15 protein-coding genes are annotated in these 15,910 nt (G+C 67.6%); 5 read left to right on the top strand and 10 right to left on the bottom strand.

Annotated features, from left to right (window positions below):
- Nucleotides 1-331: 331 nt before the first annotated feature.
- The gene (locus tag DK459_RS14850; protein WP_006389177.1) at nt 332-757 is read right to left on the bottom strand and encodes an Lrp/AsnC family transcriptional regulator; all 426 of its coding nucleotides are present in this window, start codon (nt 755-757) and stop codon (nt 332-334) included.
- Nucleotides 758-1,053: 296 nt separating this feature from the next.
- Between DK459_RS14850 and DK459_RS14845 the strand changes: the two genes are divergently transcribed.
- On the top strand, nt 1,054-3,210 hold the full coding sequence (locus DK459_RS14845; protein WP_110134836.1) for a TonB-dependent siderophore receptor: 2,157 nt from the start codon (nt 1,054-1,056) through the stop codon (nt 3,208-3,210).
- Between the two features lie 91 nt (nt 3,211-3,301).
- Here DK459_RS14845 and DK459_RS14840 read toward each other — a convergent pair whose 3' ends face one another.
- Complete coding sequence (locus tag DK459_RS14840; RefSeq protein ID WP_024068055.1) at nt 3,302-4,213, bottom strand: DUF808 domain-containing protein; 912 nt, start codon at nt 4,211-4,213, stop codon at nt 3,302-3,304.
- A gap of 163 nt (nt 4,214-4,376) precedes the next feature.
- Between DK459_RS14840 and DK459_RS14835 the strand changes: the two genes are divergently transcribed.
- Nucleotides 4,377-4,685 (top strand): DUF1272 domain-containing protein, encoded by a 309-nt coding sequence (locus tag DK459_RS14835; RefSeq protein WP_006389174.1) that lies wholly within the window; start codon nt 4,377-4,379, stop codon nt 4,683-4,685.
- Nucleotides 4,686-4,782: 97 nt separating this feature from the next.
- On the opposite strand, the gene ytfE is transcribed toward DK459_RS14835, so the two are convergent.
- Nucleotides 4,783-5,463 (bottom strand): iron-sulfur cluster repair protein YtfE, encoded by a 681-nt coding sequence (gene ytfE, locus DK459_RS14830; protein WP_006389173.1) that lies wholly within the window; start codon nt 5,461-5,463, stop codon nt 4,783-4,785.
- 150 nt (nt 5,464-5,613) lie between these two features.
- On the opposite strand from ytfE, the gene norR reads away from it, so the two are divergent.
- Nucleotides 5,614-7,134: a nitric oxide reductase transcriptional regulator NorR gene (gene norR / locus DK459_RS14825; protein ID WP_054440226.1), complete on the top strand. Its 1,521-nt coding sequence runs from the start codon at nt 5,614-5,616 to the stop codon at nt 7,132-7,134.
- A gap of 13 nt (nt 7,135-7,147) precedes the next feature.
- Here the strand turns inward: norR and DK459_RS14820 are convergent, their stop codons facing one another.
- The 4 genes from DK459_RS14820 to galU form a co-directional block, all read right to left on the bottom strand.
- Nucleotides 7,148-7,498: a hypothetical protein gene (locus DK459_RS14820; protein WP_006389171.1), complete on the bottom strand. Its 351-nt coding sequence runs from the start codon at nt 7,496-7,498 to the stop codon at nt 7,148-7,150.
- An 84-nt stretch (nt 7,499-7,582) separates the two neighbouring features.
- The gene (locus DK459_RS14815; protein WP_307190327.1) at nt 7,583-8,725 is read right to left on the bottom strand and encodes a sensor histidine kinase; all 1,143 of its coding nucleotides are present in this window, start codon (nt 8,723-8,725) and stop codon (nt 7,583-7,585) included.
- A 25-nt stretch (nt 8,726-8,750) separates the two neighbouring features.
- Complete coding sequence (locus DK459_RS14810; protein WP_024068051.1) at nt 8,751-10,280, bottom strand: PAS domain-containing sensor histidine kinase; 1,530 nt, start codon at nt 10,278-10,280, stop codon at nt 8,751-8,753.
- A 99-nt stretch (nt 10,281-10,379) separates the two neighbouring features.
- Nucleotides 10,380-11,213: a UTP--glucose-1-phosphate uridylyltransferase GalU gene (gene galU / locus DK459_RS14805; RefSeq protein ID WP_024068050.1), complete on the bottom strand. Its 834-nt coding sequence runs from the start codon at nt 11,211-11,213 to the stop codon at nt 10,380-10,382.
- Between the two features lie 414 nt (nt 11,214-11,627).
- On the opposite strand from galU, the gene DK459_RS14800 reads away from it, so the two are divergent.
- Nucleotides 11,628-12,044 carry a response regulator gene (locus DK459_RS14800; RefSeq protein ID WP_110134834.1) on the top strand — a complete coding sequence of 139 codons (417 nt, stop codon included), beginning with the start codon at nt 11,628-11,630 and terminating at the stop codon, nt 12,042-12,044.
- On the opposite strand, the gene DK459_RS14795 is transcribed toward DK459_RS14800, so the two are convergent.
- Nucleotides 12,005-12,832: a symmetrical bis(5'-nucleosyl)-tetraphosphatase gene (locus DK459_RS14795; RefSeq protein ID WP_006389166.1), complete on the bottom strand. Its 828-nt coding sequence runs from the start codon at nt 12,830-12,832 to the stop codon at nt 12,005-12,007. The two genes, DK459_RS14800 and DK459_RS14795, sit on opposite strands and share 40 nt — an antisense overlap.
- 156 nt (nt 12,833-12,988) lie before the next feature.
- Here DK459_RS14795 and DK459_RS14790 point away from each other — a divergent pair, with 156 nt between their 5' ends.
- Entirely contained in the window at nt 12,989-13,753 is a 765-nt protein-coding gene (locus DK459_RS14790) for an SDR family oxidoreductase (RefSeq protein ID WP_054473395.1), read from the top strand.
- A gap of 10 nt (nt 13,754-13,763) precedes the next feature.
- On the opposite strand, the gene phbB is transcribed toward DK459_RS14790, so the two are convergent.
- Both phbB and DK459_RS14780 read right to left on the bottom strand, forming a co-directional pair.
- A complete protein-coding gene (phbB, locus tag DK459_RS14785; protein ID WP_054480792.1) occupies nt 13,764-14,504 on the bottom strand; it encodes an acetoacetyl-CoA reductase in 741 nt (246 codons plus the stop codon).
- A gap of 39 nt (nt 14,505-14,543) precedes the next feature.
- Nucleotides 14,544-15,884: a CitMHS family transporter gene (locus DK459_RS14780; RefSeq protein ID WP_049051028.1), complete on the bottom strand. Its 1,341-nt coding sequence runs from the start codon at nt 15,882-15,884 to the stop codon at nt 14,544-14,546.
- Nucleotides 15,885-15,910 lie beyond the last annotated feature (26 nt).

Raw genomic sequence — 15,910 nt, 5'->3', positions numbered from 1 at the left:
TCACAGCCTTCGGCTGCTCCTTCAGATTCCCTCGGGCGCATCTACACGCCCCGCCCTCCGCCCGGCCCGGCCACCACGCTGCGTCAGTGTCAAGCGAAGCGCCGCTGGGGAGTCTTGCGTGCTTGGGCTTCGCGGCGACGCTGGTTTGTTCGATGGAAGATCTTGCGGGGTCGCCCAAGGCGGCCGCGCGGGCGGCCTTTTTGGGCGTTCGGTGGTGCTACGTCGACGTCCGGGTTCGCGGAGATGATGAAGGCGTCGTCAACGGGAAGGAGAGAGACAAGAGCGGCTATTCGCCGCTCTAAGTAGGAAAGTCGAAAAGATCGCGGTCGACTCAATCGAGCTTGTAGCTTTTCAGGTGGATGCTGGTTTCCGTGGCGGAGATGGCCTTGATGAGGCGGACGCGATCCAGGACGCGGGACATTTCCTCGATGTTGGCGACGCGCAGTTCGGCCAGCAGGTCCCAGCGGCCGTTGGTGTCGTGCAGGGCGACGACGGCGGGATCGCCCAGGAGGATGCTGACGACGCGGCGGGTTTCGTTGCCGTCGACGGCGATGTTCATCCAGGCGCCGATCTGGTCGGGTTGGGATTCGGGGCGCAGCCGGACGGTGTAGCCGACGATGATGCCCTCGTCTTCCATGCGGGCGATGCGGTTGTTGACGGTGCCCCTTGATACGTCGAGCTTCTTGGCCAGGGTCGCGACGGTTGCGCGAGCGTCGGCGCGCAACAGACCCAGCAATTGCTGATCGAGTGTGTCCATGATTGTTCCAGCCTGAAAATTGGCGCCAATTTCACATCTTATACGGATTCGATGCGGCGCTGGCGCGCGCTGTCCGGCACGCGGGCCTGGCGGGCCATGGCGTGTTTTTGCCACGGCCCCAATTTACCCCGTTTGGATTGGCGCCAATTTTTGATATATTTCGGGCCGGTCCGACAGCGCCCTACTCGGCTCATGCATCCACCTTGGCTGACGTCCGTGCCGGACTCGTAAAGATTCTCAATGTGATTGACGCTCGTATTAATGACGAGCGCCCTTCCCCGCTTCCTGGACTTCCGATGCCGATTCCTTTTCCCCCGCGACGCCTGGCGCTCGCGCTGGCCATGCTGACGCTGGCCGCCCACAGCCAGGCGCAGACCGCGGCAGACGCCGCGCCCGCCGACAACACCCTGGGCGCGATCAGCGTCGTGGGCGACTGGCTGGACAACCCCAATGAAGAAAAGGTGCTTGAACACGGCGGCGCGCGCACGATCATCGAGCGTTCGTCGTTCCAGGATACCGGCGCGACCAATGTGCGCGACGTCTTGCGCCGCGTGCCGGGCGTGCAGGTGCAGGAAAGCAATGGCACGGGCGGCAGCGATGTGTCGCTGAACGTGGGCGTGCGCGGGCTGACCTCGCGCCTGTCGCCGCGCTCGACCATTCTGATGGACGGCATTCCGCTGGCGGTGGCGCCCTATGGCCAGCCGCAGTTGTCGATGGCGCCCGTGTCGCTGGGCAACCTGTCGGCGGTGGACGTGGTGCGCGGCGCCGGCTCGGTGCGCTATGGCCCGCAGAACGTGGGCGGCATCATCAACTTCGTGACGCGCGCGATTCCGCGGGACTTCACCGCCGACGCCACGGTCGAGACCGACATGTACAGCCACGGCGGTGTGAAGACCTCGCCCAGCGCGTTCATCGGCGGCACCAATGAGCGGGGCCTGGGCGGCGCCCTGCTGTATTCAGGCACGCACGGCAACGGCTTTCGTGAAAGCAACGACCGCGTGGACATCGATGACGTGATGCTCAAGGGCACCTATCGCATCGGCGTCGACGACAGCGTGTCGGCCGCGCTGCATCACTACGAAGGCCGCGCCGGCATGCCCGGCGGGTTGACCACCAGGCAGTATTCCGAGGACCCGTTCCAGTCCACCCGGCCGTACGACAGTTTCACCGGCCGCCGCACCGACGCCTCGTTCCGCTACAACCACGACGACGGCATCAATAAGTTCGAGCTGCTGACGTACTACACCGACAGCTTCCGCGGCAGCAGCATCGAAACGGAGGGCACCGGCGCCAACGCCGGCAAGCGCCGCCTGACCTTCAACCCGCGCAACTATCACACCTTCGCGATCGAGCCGCGCTATTCGCGCCTGTTTCGCGGCGCCGACGTGACGCAGGAGATCAGCGTGGGCTACCGCTACCTGAAGGAAGCCAGCGACGAGCGCGCCTCGCGCACCGCGTTCTACGTGCCGGACGGCGGCTTCGATCCGCTCGATGCCCCGAATCCGCAGTACCAGTACCGCACCGGCGGCACCACGGCGCATGCGGTCTACATCGACGACACCATCAATGTCGGCAACTGGACCATCACGCCGGGTCTGCGCTATGAATTCATCGACTCGTTCCTGAACGACAAGTCCAATCCCGCGGCCAGGACCCATACCAGCATCAAGTCCGAAGAACCCCTGCCCTCGCTGTCGGTGGTCTACCACGTCAGCGAACAATGGAGCGTGTTCGCCAACGCCGGCCAGTCATTCGGCCCGCTGCAGTACTTTCAGATCGCCTCGACCACCAACGGCCTGCATCCGGAAAAGGCCACCACCTATGAAGTCGGCACGCACTTCAATGGCGGCGGCTGGAAGGGCGAGCTGACGCTGTTCAACATCGACTTCGACGACGAACTGCAGTTGCGCGGCGGCACCAACGGCGGTTCGGACGCCTGGACCAACCTGGGCGCCACCCGCCACCGTGGCCTGGAAACCGGGCTGTCGTACGACCTGGGCGAACTGTCGGCGGCGCTGTCGGGCCTGTCGCTGTACGGCACCTATACCTACACCCAGGCCACCTACAAAGCCGGCGTGTTCGAGGGCCGCGACCTGCCCTTCTATTCGCGCAACGTGGCCTCGCTGGGCGCGCGCTACACGCGCAACCAGTGGACCTTCAATGTCGACACCTTCCTGCAGTCCAAGCAGCGGTCGCCCGGCGCGCCCGACCCTGGCGCCCGCTACCAGACCGAGGAAAGCGCCAACGGCGCCTACGGCGACATCCCGGGCTACGGCACGGTGCACGTGCGCGCCGCCTACGACTTCGGCAAGCAGATGCACAACCTGAACATCGCGCTGGGCGTGAAGAACCTGTTCGACAAGCGCTACTTCACGCGCTCCACCGACAACAACGCGGGCAAGTACGTGGGCATGCCGCGCACGGTGTACCTGCAGGCGTCGCTGGCGTATTGATCGGGCGCCGGCGCGTGCGGCGCCCCTTCGGCGCATGTGCCGGCGGCACGGCGGGCTGAACCCGCGCGTTCATGGCGGGATCACGGCGCCGCTATTTGCCCAACAGGCGCTTGACGCCAGCGACCACGCCCAGCGTCACAGCCCCCGCGACGATGCCGAACACGGCGCTGAGCAAGGTCGACACCAAGGGCGGCAGCAAGCCGCCGCCGCTGGCCGCCGCGACGTGTTCGATGGCCGCGCCCAGCGGCGCGATGCCGTGCGTCAGGATGCCGCCGCCGACCATGAACATGGCGGCGGTGCCCACCACCGACAAGGTTTTCATCAGGTAGGGCGCGGCCGCCACGATGCGCTTGCCGAACCAGGCGGCCAGCGCGGCGCGGCGGGCGCTCAGGTACAGGCCCAGGTCGTCGAGCTTGACGATGCCCGCCACCAGGCCGTAGACCCCCACCGTCATGACCAGGGCGATGCCGGCCAGCACCACCGTCTGGCGCAGCAGATCGGCGCCGGCCACCGCCCCCAGGGTGATGGCGATGATCTCCGCCGACAGGATGAAGTCGGTGCGCACCGCGCCCTTGATCTTGTCGCGCTCGAACGCCACCATGTCCACCGCGGCGTTCTGCAGGGCCTCGGCGCGGGCGGCGTGATTGCCCTCGGCGGTCTCGCCGTGCGGCAGGAACTTGTGGGCCAGCTTCTCGACGCCCTCGAAGCACAGGAACAGGCCGCCGGCCATCAGCAGCGGCGTCACCGCCCAGGACGCGAAGGCGCTGATCACCAGCGCCGATGGCACCAGGATGAGCTTGTTGATGAGCGAGCCCTTGGCCACCGCCCACACCACCGGCAGTTCGCGATTGACCGGCACGCCCGAGACCTGCTGCGCATTCAGCGCCAGGTCGTCGCCCAGCACCCCGGCGGTTTTCTTGGCCGCCACCTTGGTCATGACGGAGACGTCGTCCAGGATGGTGGCGATGTCGTCGAACAATGCGAAGAAGCTGCTGCCTGCCATGGCGGATTCCGCAAAGTGGAGATGCCCGAGTGTACAGGCGTCCGCGCGCCGGGAGCGGTCTGCCGGACGTGGCCGTTTCCGCCCGTTACCTGTCCGCGCGCGCGATGGGCGCGCCGCCGGGGCGCGGGTATGCTGGCGGACCGACCCTTCGGAGAGGACCGCCATGCTCGAATTGCGCCCCAGCTGTGAACATTGTGACGCCGACCTGCCGCCGGCCTCGACCGAGGCCCGCATCTGCAGCTTTGAATGCACCTTCTGCGCGCGCTGCGCCGACGAGGTGCTCGGCAACGTCTGCCCGAATTGCGGCGGCGGCTTTGCGCCGCGGCCGGTGCGCCCCGCCACCGACCGGCGCAATGGCAATTTCCTGGGCAGGTATCCGGCGGCGGCCGAGCGCAAGCACCGGCCGGCCGACCTGGCCGCCCACGCCGCGCTGCGGCAGGCGCTGCGCGGCATCCCGCCACAGGACCGCTGAAACCGCCGGGCCCACGCGCCGCGCATCCGTCGCCGCCACGGCGGGCCAGGGAGCCGGCGCGCATGTGTCCGCGCGCCGGCCGTGCTGGCGGCGCCGACTAGCCGCGCGGGCGGACCGCCTCGGCCTCGGCGTTCTCGAACAGGATGTTGTTTTCCAGGTGGATGTGGGCCATCAGGTCCTGCTTGAACGTGCCGATGCCCAGGTACAGCGCGCGCCAGGTGTTGCAGGCCGCGCGTGGCAGCGTCAGGTCATGCGTCAGGGCCATCAGGCGCTCCAGCGCCACGCCGTGGTCATCATGCTCCATGCGCATCATGGTGATGGGCATGACCGCCATGGCGCCATGGCCGCGCGCCAGCATCGGGAACAGCACCTGTTCCTCCTTCTGCATGTGGCTTTCCAGTTCCTGGTGCATATCGCGCAGGTGATCGGCCAGTCCGGTGGGGCAGTCGGGACTGTCCGCATGCACCTGTTCCACCTTCATCGCCAGCCGGATCAATTCGGGCAGCTGCTGCCGGTGCACCTCGTGATAGCGCGCCAGGATGTGATCGATCAAGTCGGCCGGGCTTGCCTGGCTCCAGTCGCGCTCGTCCGAGGCCGCGCCGGCCAGCGCCAGCAGCCGCGCCTCGATCTGGCTCGCATCCAGTGACCGTTGCGCCGCGGCCTCGGCCAGGCTTTTCTTGCCGCCACAGCAAAAATCCAATTGATATTCGTGAAACACCTGGGTGGCGCCGGGAATGCTGCGGGCCAGCTGGCCCAGGGACTGTTCAACCATGCTCATCGCGTTTCTCCATGCTTCATGAGGGTGTCTGATCAGTAGCGAGATCCGTGCCAGGAAAAACTTGCGCCAAATCAATGATTTGAAAATTAAAGGGTAAAAACCACCCGGCGCGCTTGCGGTATTTATCACCCCCAAGGGTACGATTGACCCATGCAGAACCTGTTGCTTACCGACCTGGTCGTGGACCTGCCCGCCGCCGTCCGCCTGCAGCGGCTGGCGGCCGGCCTGCGCGCCCATTTCCGCTGTGGCGCGGTCGCCCTGTTGCAACTGGAGGCCGACCACCTGCGGCCGGTCGCCGTCGATGGCCTGACCCAGGATGCGCTGGGCCGCCGCTTCGCGGTCCAGCAGCACCCGCGGCTGGCCGCCATCCTGGCGCGCCGCGGCGTCACCTGTTTCCATCACGACAGCACCCTGCCCGATCCCTACGACGGGCTGATCAACGGCATGGCCGGCGAACCGCTGCCGGTGCACGACTGCATGGGCACCAGCCTGCATATCGAAGGCCAGCCCTGGGGCGTACTGACGCTGGACGCGCTGGAGGTCGGCACCTTCGACGCCGAGGCGCAATCGGATCTGCGCGACATGATCGTGCTGGTCGAGGCCGCCCTGCGCGTGACGCGCCTGGAGGCCGAAACCCGCGCGCTACGCGTGGCCCGCGGCGCGCTGCCGGCCGACAGCGCGCTGGCCGATGACAGCGAGATCCTCGGGCAGAGCGAGGCCATCGCCCGCCTGCTGCACGAGATCGAGGTGGTCGCGGACTCCGAACTGCCCATCCTGCTACTGGGCGAAACCGGCGTCGGCAAGGAGTTGTTCGCGCATCGCGTGCATCGCCAATCGCGCCGCCGCGGCAAGCCGCTGGTGCACGTGAACTGTGCCGCCCTGCCCGAATCGCTGGCCGAAAGCGAACTGTTCGGCCATGCCAAGGGCGCATTCTCGGGAGCGCTGACCGAGCGGCCGGGCCGTTTCGAAGCCGCCAACGGCGGCACGCTGTTCCTGGACGAGGTCGGCGAATTGCCGCTGGCGGTGCAGGCCAAGCTGTTGCGCACCCTGCAGAACGGCGAAATCCAGCGGCTGGGCGACGACCGCCCGCGCACGGTCGACGTGCGCATCGTCGCGGCCACCAACCGCGACCTGCGCGATCGCGTGCGCCAGGGCGATTTCCGCGCCGACCTGTATCACCGGCTCTCGGTCTATCCGGTGCCGATCCCGCCGCTGCGCGAGCGCGGCCGCGACGTGCTGCTGCTGGCCGGCCGCTACCTGGAACTGAACCGCGCGCGGCTGGGGCTGCGCAGCCTGCGCCTGTCGCCCGAGGCCGAGGAGATGCTCAGCCGCTACCGCTGGCCCGGCAACGTGCGCGAACTGGAACATGTCATCAGCCGCGCCGCCATCAAGGCCGTGAGCCACGGCGCCCATCGCAACGAAATCGTCACGTTGGGCCCCGGCCTGCTGGACCTGGACGATGTCGCCATGCCCGCGCCCCCGCCCGAAACGCCCGCCTTGCCGGCCGGCGCCGCCCAGACCCTGCGGGCCGCGGTCGACGCCTGCCAGCGCCAGGCGATCCGGCGCGCGCTGGACGCGCACCAGGGCAGTTGGGCCGGCGCCGCGCGGGCGCTCGACATCGATTCCAGCAACCTGCACAAGCTGGCGCGCCGTCTCGGCCTGAAGGACTGAGCCTGCTAGCCAGCTAGGAGCGCGGCATGCGCTCCAGGCAGGCGTTCACCACCGTCATCACCGGTCCGCCGCGCAACTCGGCCTCGGCATGGGCCGCCCCCGAAGCCAGCAACTGGTCATAACGCAGGAAATCCTCCAATGGCACTTTCGCCTGCAGTCCGTCCAGCACGCACTGGCAATAGTCCTTGGCCTTGGCGTCGACGTCGCGCGCGGCGGCCGGCGCCTTGGCCTTGAAACCCTGCATGCAGGAGTTGTAGGTGGTGCGTTGCACCTCGGGCGGATACTCCGTCTTCTTGTTGCAGCCAGCCAGCAGGGCCAAGGCCATGGCACCGGCGCCCAGGGCGCGGCAGGAGCGGATCGGCATGGTATTCCTCGGATCGGGAGGGAATGGGAAACGCCGATTTTGGCACGGCGCGGCATGGCCGCATGCGCGGGCCGAGCCGGCGCGTCAGGATGCCTGGGGCGCGACTGGCATCCGCAGCGTGAAAACGGTGCGATCCTCGCCCGACCTGACGTCGATGACGCCTTGATGGGCCGTGGCGATGCACCGGCATATATACAGGCCCAGGCCGATTCCCGCCGCCATGCCAGTCCTGCCCGTGGCGCTGCTGACCCGCGTCAGCGGGTCGAACAGCGTGGGCAGGGCGCGTCGCGGAATCGGCGGGCCTTCGTTCGCCACTTCCAGCCACACCCAACCGGCCGGCTCGGCCATTGCCGTCAACTCGATCTCGCCCGCGCCATAGCGAGCGGCATTGGACAGCAGATTGAACAACAGTTGGCCGATACGTCCGGGATCGCAGCGGACAATCAGGTTCTCCGGGCACTCGACGCGGATCACGGCCTCCGGGTAGAGCGCGCCGATCTCCTCAGCCGCGTGGCGGCATATCCGCGCCAGGTCCTGCTCGGAAAGCGCCACCGGCAACACACTGCCCAGCCGCGTCCGCGCGAACACCAGCAGGTCATCGATCATCCACTTCATGCGCACCGCGCTGCGCTGCACGTACGAAGTGGCACGGATACTGGCCGGCGAGAGATTGCGGTCGCGCGACAGGATCTCCGCGGAATTGAGCAACACGCCCAGCGGCGATCGCAGGTCATGCGCCAGCACGCCGGCGAACAGGTCGCGGATGCGTTCGGTGCGCTCGGAAAACTGGCGGACCGACTCGGTCAAGCCCTGGTCGATCGCCTCATTGAAGCGGATCATTTCCTGAAAGGCCTGCGGACCGGCGAGCGCGCTGTGTTCCCACCGGCGCAACACGCTGGCGCGCAGCGCCCGGTATTCCGCCAGCACTTCATTGATGCCGAACCCCTGTGACAGGCGGTCGTCGGCGTGCAACATGGAAACGGTGTCAAAGGCGCTGTCCTGTTCGCGCTTGGCGCCATGCGATTTTTGCCGCTGCTGCAGGGGAGTCTGCGCCTGGCGCATGTTGGCGGCCACCCTGGTCAGCAGCTCGGCGCCTGAATTGCGCAACTCGACGGCCGTAAGCCGGTGCTTGCCCTGGTTCAGCACCATGGCATATTCCACCCAGTCGTCGATCAGGGCTTCCAGATTGGCTTCGATGAAATCCGCCAGGTCCATATCGGTCTCCATGGATGAAGCGTGCGCGCCGGACGCACTAATGCGCGGCCAACAGCCGCGTCAGGGCTTCGATCGAATAAGGCTTCTGCATGACCTCCAGCGCCCCGGCATCGCGCCCCGCCAACGCTTCACTGTAACCGGTTGCCAGCACCACCCGTATCGCCGGCCATTGCGCCTTGATCATTTCAGCCAATTGCACCCCGTCCATGCCGGGCAACACGATGTCGAGGATGGCGATATCGAAACGCCCCTGCTTCTCTTGCAACATGCGCAACGCGCTCTCGGCATCGGTGGCCCAGGTCAGGTCCTGGCCAAGATCGGTCAGCAAGGTCGACACGACCTCGCCGACCATGCGGTTGTCCTCGACCAGCAGGACGGCCTTGCGCGTCGTGACCCGGGCGGCGACGTCCGCGTCGACCGGCCCGGCCACCGCGCTGGCCGCCGTCGCGGCGGGCAGGTACAGCGTGAACGTCGTGCCCTGCCCGACTTTACTGCGCACCGCGACATCGCCGCCCGATTGCCGCACGAAGCCCTGGACCTGGCTCAGCCCCAACCCCGAATTCTGGTGCTTGCTCTTGGTGGAAAAGAACGGCTCGAAGACATGCGCCACCACATCGTCGGCAATGCCGACCCCGGTGTCCTGTACCGATAGCGCCACCTGCGGCCCGGGTTGGCCGGGAGCGCCGTTCGCGGCGGGCCTGCCATCGACGTGCCGCACCGATATCGTCAGCTGCCCGCCCGCGGGCATCGCATCGCGCGCATTGATCACGAGATTGAGCAAGGCCGATTCCAGCTGGCCCGGGTCCGCGGAAATCGTGCAATTGCCCGGCCCGAGTTCATAGCTCAGGGCGATGCTCGACCCCAGCGACGCTTCGAACAACTGACGCAACGACGCCAGGGTTTCGCGCACATCGAACACATGCGGCTGCAGCGGCTGCTTCCTGGCATACGCCAGCAGCTTGCGGGTCAGCTGCGCGGCACGCTCGGTCGTATCGATGATGATTCCGAGGTAACGCGTGGCCGAGGCCGGCAGGTCCGGGGACCGCTTCATGAACTCGGCGGAAAACCGGATGGCGGTCAGGAAATTATTGAAGTCGTGCGCCACCCCGCCCGTCAGGCGGCCGATGGCCTCCATTCGCTGGGCCTGGTGCATGGCATCGCGCGCGGCCTGGGATTCCTCGCGGCGCAGCGTTTGTTCGGTGATGTCCCGGGTGATCTTGGCAAAGCCCACCAGCCGCCCCTGGCCGTCGTGGATCGGATCGATCACCGCGCTGCACCAGAAGCGGCTGCCATCCTTGCGCACCCGCCAGCCTTCGGTTTCGAACCGTCCAGCGCGCAATGCCGTTTCCAGGGCGCGCTCGGGCGCGCCGGCGGCGCGATCCTCTTCGGTGTAGAAGACGGAGAAGTGCTGCCCCAGGATTTCGTGCTCGGCGTAGCCCTTGAAGCGCTCGGCCCCGGGATTCCAGCTGCTCACCAGGCCGTTGGCGTCCAAGAGGTAGATGGCATAGTCCATCACCGCGTCCACCAACAGCCGGTAGCGCTCGTCGGAGGGAATTTGAGGGGCCATGTCTGCCTCGCGAAAGTCGAATGGATGCGATCCCGCCGCGCCAGCAAGAAACATGCCCCTTGCGCGGCAGACGCCGCCGCAAGCCCACACCCCGGCCGCTCACCCCAGGCCGTGATACTTCCGGCCCATCTCCATGGTGGCGCGGTAGAAGCCCTCCTTGCTGCCACAGTCGTAGCGTTGACCCTCGTACTGGTAGCCAAACACGCGCCCCCGCTCGAGCAGGGCCGCGATGGCATCGGTCAGCTGGATCTCGCCGCCGACGCCCGGCCGGGTCGCCTGCAGCGCCGGGAAGATGGCGGGATCGAGGATGTAGCGTCCCACCACGCCCAGGTCGGTCGGCGCGTCTTCGGGCCGCGGCTTCTCGACGATGCCGGTCAGGCGAAGCACCCCGTACGAGGCCTGCGCGCCGGAGACGATCCCATACTGATGGGTGTGGGCCGGCGGCACCTTCTGCACCGCGATCACGCTGCCGTCGAACTCCCGCGCCACCTTCATCATCTCGCCGATGACGGGCGTTTCGGCGTCGATCATGTCGTCCGCCAGCAGCACCGCGAACGGCTCATTGCCCACGATCGAGGCGGCGCACAGCACGGCGTGGCCCAGTCCCAGGGCGGCGGGCTGGCGGGTATAGACGCACTTCACGGTTTCCGGAATGACATTGCGCACGCTATCGAGCAGCACGGCCTTGTTCTTCAGTTCAAGGTCACGCTCCAGTTCCGGCACGCGGTCGAAATGGTCTTCGATGGCGCGCTTGTTGCGGCCGGTCACGAAGATCAGCTCCGTAATGCCGGCGGCCACCGCCTCCTCGACGGCATATTGGATGAGCGGCCGGTCGACGATGGGCAGCATTTCTTTGGGCATGGCCTTGGTCGCGGGCAGAAAGCGCGTGCCGAGGCCAGCAACGGGGAAAACCGCTTTGCGTATGGGAAGCATGGTATGAACCTCAGTCGGGCGGCTCACCGGAACGGAAGCCGTGCCAACGGCTAGCAAATGCCGTGCCCGGTCGCGAGCCGCGCCGGAATGCCTCTGATAATCTGGCCGCGCCGAAGATGTAAGCGCCCATTACCTTGCCGGCATCGCCGCTTCTGGCCGCTCCGGGAGAGCGGCGCGTTCTGCCGCTGGCCAGTGCGCATGCACTGGTTTGCGGGCATCTCACCGGCCACGGGATGACGGCATAGCATGAAATTTAGTGAAACAAAGGTGAAGCATCCGTCCGACCACAGCAACTAAGCTGCCAGCAACAGGTTGAGGAGGACTCCATCCGTGACGATCCGCACGCCCAGGCAGGATACGGCCGGCCCCCTATCGCAAAGCCCGCAGCCCGGAACCAAGGAAACAGGCCCGCCAATGCCACCGCGGCCTTTGACCATCCTGCTGGCCGACGACAATCGGGACGCTGTCGAAACCCTGGCGGAAATCCTCAGGCTTGACCACCACCAGGTCCATACCGCGCTCGAAGGGCGCACGGCCCTCGCCCTGGCGCAGGCGCACCGGCCGGACATCGTCCTGCTCGACATCAGCATGCCGGAACTGGACGGCTACACCCTTTGCCAACGGCTGCGGCGCGAACCCTGGGCAGCAGGCTTGGTGATCGTCGCGCTCAGCGGCTACGGCAGCCCGCAAGACCTCGAACGCGGGCGCATCGCCGGCTTCGACCGCTATTTCACCAAGCCTGCCGATCCCGGCGAACTGCTGGACTATCTGAATCGCTGCGCCGGCCACATTCAGGCAGGCACGGGCCGCAACGCCTCGCGCCCCACCTGAAGCAACTTGCGGTCAGCCAGGCGCAGGGCTGTCAATACGCCGCCGGATACGCACCCGGTGTCCAGGCACACCACGTCCGACCGCACCAGCAATCCCAGCGTTGCCCAGTGGCCAAAAAGGACCGGAGCCGGCCCCGCCTGCCGGCCCGGGACGTCGAACCAGGGCAGCATGCCGGATGGCCAGCGTCCCGGCGCGGCCTTGGCGTGCGGCGCCAATGTGCCGTCGGGGCGGCAGAGCCGCATCTGGGTGAACGCCCGGACAATGAACCTCAGCCTGGCCGCGCCCGACATCGTGTCGCGCCAGGACAGCGGCGACGGCCCCCGGATCCGCGGCAGGTGCTGGCGCCAGCGCGGATGGCGCAGCAACGCCTCGACCTCCCGCGCGCGCGCCATCGCCGTGGCAGGATCCCAGCGCGGATAGAGGCCGGCGTGCACCAGCAGGTGGCCGGCTTCGGCGTGCAGCAACGGCTGCCGGCGCAGCCAGTCCAGCAGCGACGTGGCGTCGCGCGCGCGCAGCAGCTCGTCCAGCGTATCGCGGCGGCCCGGCCGCAGGCAGCCGGCGGCGACCGCCAGCGCCCGCAGGTCGTGATTGCCGAGCACGACGGTGGCGCGCTCGCCCAGCGCCCTGACCCGCCGCAACGTCGCGGCCGACGCCGGCCCGCGGTTGACCAGGTCGCCCACGAACCAGAACCGGCAGCGCGGATCGTCGGCGATCTCGGGACGCGCCAGCAAGGCATCCAGGGAGTCGCGGCAACCATGCACATCGCCGATCACCCAGATCGATTCCATGGCGTTCAGTCCTTCTGCACAGCGCCACGCGCAGGCACGCGCGGACGTCGGGACGATGTCAGCAATTGGCGCGCCCGGCCCCATCGCAAGATCCGGATAGCCGGCGCATCGCGGCTTGCCTATCGTCGCCAGGTCATTTACCTACAAGGATTCACCATGCATCAACTGACCGGCAAAGTCGCTATCATCACCGGCGCCAGCTCGGGCATCGGCTACGAAGCGGCAAAGCTGTTCGCCCGCGAGGGCGCCAGCCTGGTGGTGGTGGCGCGGCGCCAGGCCGAACTGGAACACCTGGTCGCGGCCATCGAAGCCGATGGCGGCCACGCCGTGCCGCTGGCCGGCGATGTGCGCGACGAGGCCGTCGCCGAGGCCGCCGTCACCCTCGCCGAGCGCCGCTTCGGCGGACTGGACATCGCCTTCAACAACGCCGGCATGACCGGCGACGCCCTGCCCCTGCACCAGGTTCCGCCCGACGCATGGCGCCGGATCCTGGACACCAACCTGAGCAGCGCCTTCCTCGGCGCGCGCCACCAGATCCCGGCGATGCTGCGGCGGGGCGGCGGCTCGCTGGTTTTCACGTCCACCTTCGTCGGCCACACGGCGGGCTTTCCCGGCATGGGCGCCTATGCCGCCAGCAAGGCCGGCCTGATCGGCCTGACCCAGGCGATCGCCGCCGAATATGGCGCCCAGGGCGTCCGCGCCAACGCCCTGCTGCCAGGCGGCACCGACACGCCGATGGGCCGCGCCTCGATGGACTCGCCCGAGGCGCGCCGCTACATTGAAAGCCTGCACGCGCTCAAGCGCCTGGCCAGCCCCGCCGAGATCGCCCGCTCCGCCCTGTACCTGGCGTCGGACGCGTCCAGCTTCACCACCGGCACGGCACTGCTGGTGGATGGCGGGGTATCGATCAATCGGGGGTGATGGCGCCCGCTCAACTCATGTACACGCCGCCGTTGATCGCATAGTTCGCGCCGGTCACGAACGCCGCCTCGTCCGACGCCAGCCAGGCGCACAGGCCGGCCAGGTCCTGGGCGGTGCCCAGGCGGCCCACCGGCACGCTTTCGATGATGCGGTCCAGCAGCGCCGGCGGGAAGGCCTTGACGGTATCGTCGGCAATGAAGCCCGGCGATACCAGGTTGACGGTGACGCCGCGCGCCGCCACTTCCTGCGCCAGCGAGCGGGTGAAGCCGATCACCGCGCCCTTGGCGGTGGCGTAGTTGATCTGGCCGATCTGGCCCTTCTCGGCTGCCACCGAGCCGATGTTGATGATGCGGCCCCAGCCGCGGTCGGCCATGCCGTCGACCACCTGCTTGGTGCTGTTGAACAGCGTGTCCAGGTTGCTGCGCAGCACCGCCGACCAGTCGGCCTGGCTCATCTGGCGAAAGCGCATGTCGAGCATGGCGCCGGCGTTGTTGACCAGCACGTCGATCTCGCCGACCTCGCGCCGCACCTTGGCGAAGGCCGCCTCGGTCGAGGCCCAGTCGGTGGCGTCGCCTTCGGAGGCGATGAAGTCGTAGCCCAGCGACTTCTGTTCCTTCAGCCAGTGGTCCTTGCGCGACGAGCGCGGCCCGCAGCCGGCGATGACGCGGTGGCCCGCTTGGTGCAGCGCCTGGCAGATCGCGGTGCCAGTGTGGCCCATCCCGCTGGTGACGTAGGCAATGCGCAAAGCCATGAACGTTCTCCTTTCAAGAAACGTGGGAAGGCGCCGCCGTCAGGCGACGGCGCCGACCAGGGGGAACAGACCGAACGCCAGCGCGGCCGCCAGCATCACCAGGCACACCATCGTGGCCCACTTGAGCGCATAGCGCTGGTGGTCGCCGAACTCCACGCCCGCCAGGCCCACCAGCAGGTAGGTCGAGGGCACCAGCGGACTGAGCAGGTGCACCGGCTGGCCGATCAGCGACGCGCGCGCCATTTCCACCGGCGAGATGCCATAGCCCTGCGCCGCTTCGCTCAGGATCGGCAGCACGCCGAAGTAGAAGGCGTCGTTCGACATGAAGAAGGTGAACGGCAGGCTGACCAGCGCGGTGATGCCGGCCAGGTACGGCCCGAGCGCGTCGGGGATCACCGCCAGCAGGCTGCGCGACATGGCTTCGACCATGCCCGTGCCCGACAGGATGCCGGTGAAGATGCCCGCCGCGAAGATCAGCGACACCACCGACAGCACGTTGCCGGCATGCTGCGCCACGCGGCGGCGCTGCTCGGCCAGGTTCGGGTAGTTGATGATCAGCGCGACCGCGAAGGCGATCATGAACAGCACCGGCAGCGGCAGCACGCCCATCACCAGGCTCACCATCAGCGCCAGCGTCAGGCCGGCGTTGACCCACAGCAGCTTGGGGCGGCGCAGGTCGTGGTCGACTTCGATCTCGGGCAGGTTCTTGGGGCCGTCCTCGTCGTAGCCGGCGTGCAGCGCGGCGCCGTCGGGCAGCGACAGCACGCCCAGGCGGCGGCGTTCGCGCAGGCCCAGGAAGACGGCCAGCAACAGGATCGCGACGATGGCCACGCCCATCACCGGCACCAGCGGCACGAAGATGTCGCCGGCGTCCACGTGCAGCGCGCTGGCGGCGCGCGCGGTCGGTCCGCCCCACGGCGTCAGGTTCATGACGCCGCTGGCCAGCATCGCCAGACAGGTCATGGACAGCGCGTTCATCTTCAGGCGGCGATACAGCGGCAGCATCGAGGCCACCACGATCATGTAGGTGGTGGAGCCGTCGCCGTCCAGCGAGATGACCAGCGCCAGCACGGTGGTGCCGACCACGATCTTGAGCGGATCGCCCTTCACCGCGCGCAGGATGCGGCCGACGATGGGGTCGAACAGGCCGGCGTCGATCATCACGCCGAAGTAGAGGATGGCGAACATCAGCATGACGCCGGTGGGCGCGATCTTGCGGATGCCGTCGAGCATCATCTTGTCGATGCCGGCGCCGAAGCCGCCGAGCAGGGCGAAGATGATCGGAACAAGGATGAGCGCCACCAGGGGCGAGAGGCGCTTGGTCATGATCAGCGTCATGAACGTGATCACCATGCCGAAGCCAAGCAGGGTCAATAGCATGAGGGGGTATCTCCGGGCTCGTTGTT

The organism is Achromobacter sp. RW408, from assembly GCF_003184165.1.
GTDB classification, from domain to species: Bacteria; Pseudomonadota; Gammaproteobacteria; order Burkholderiales; family Burkholderiaceae_B; genus Achromobacter; species Achromobacter xylosoxidans.
This window is presented reverse-complemented; position numbering and strand designations above follow the sequence as displayed.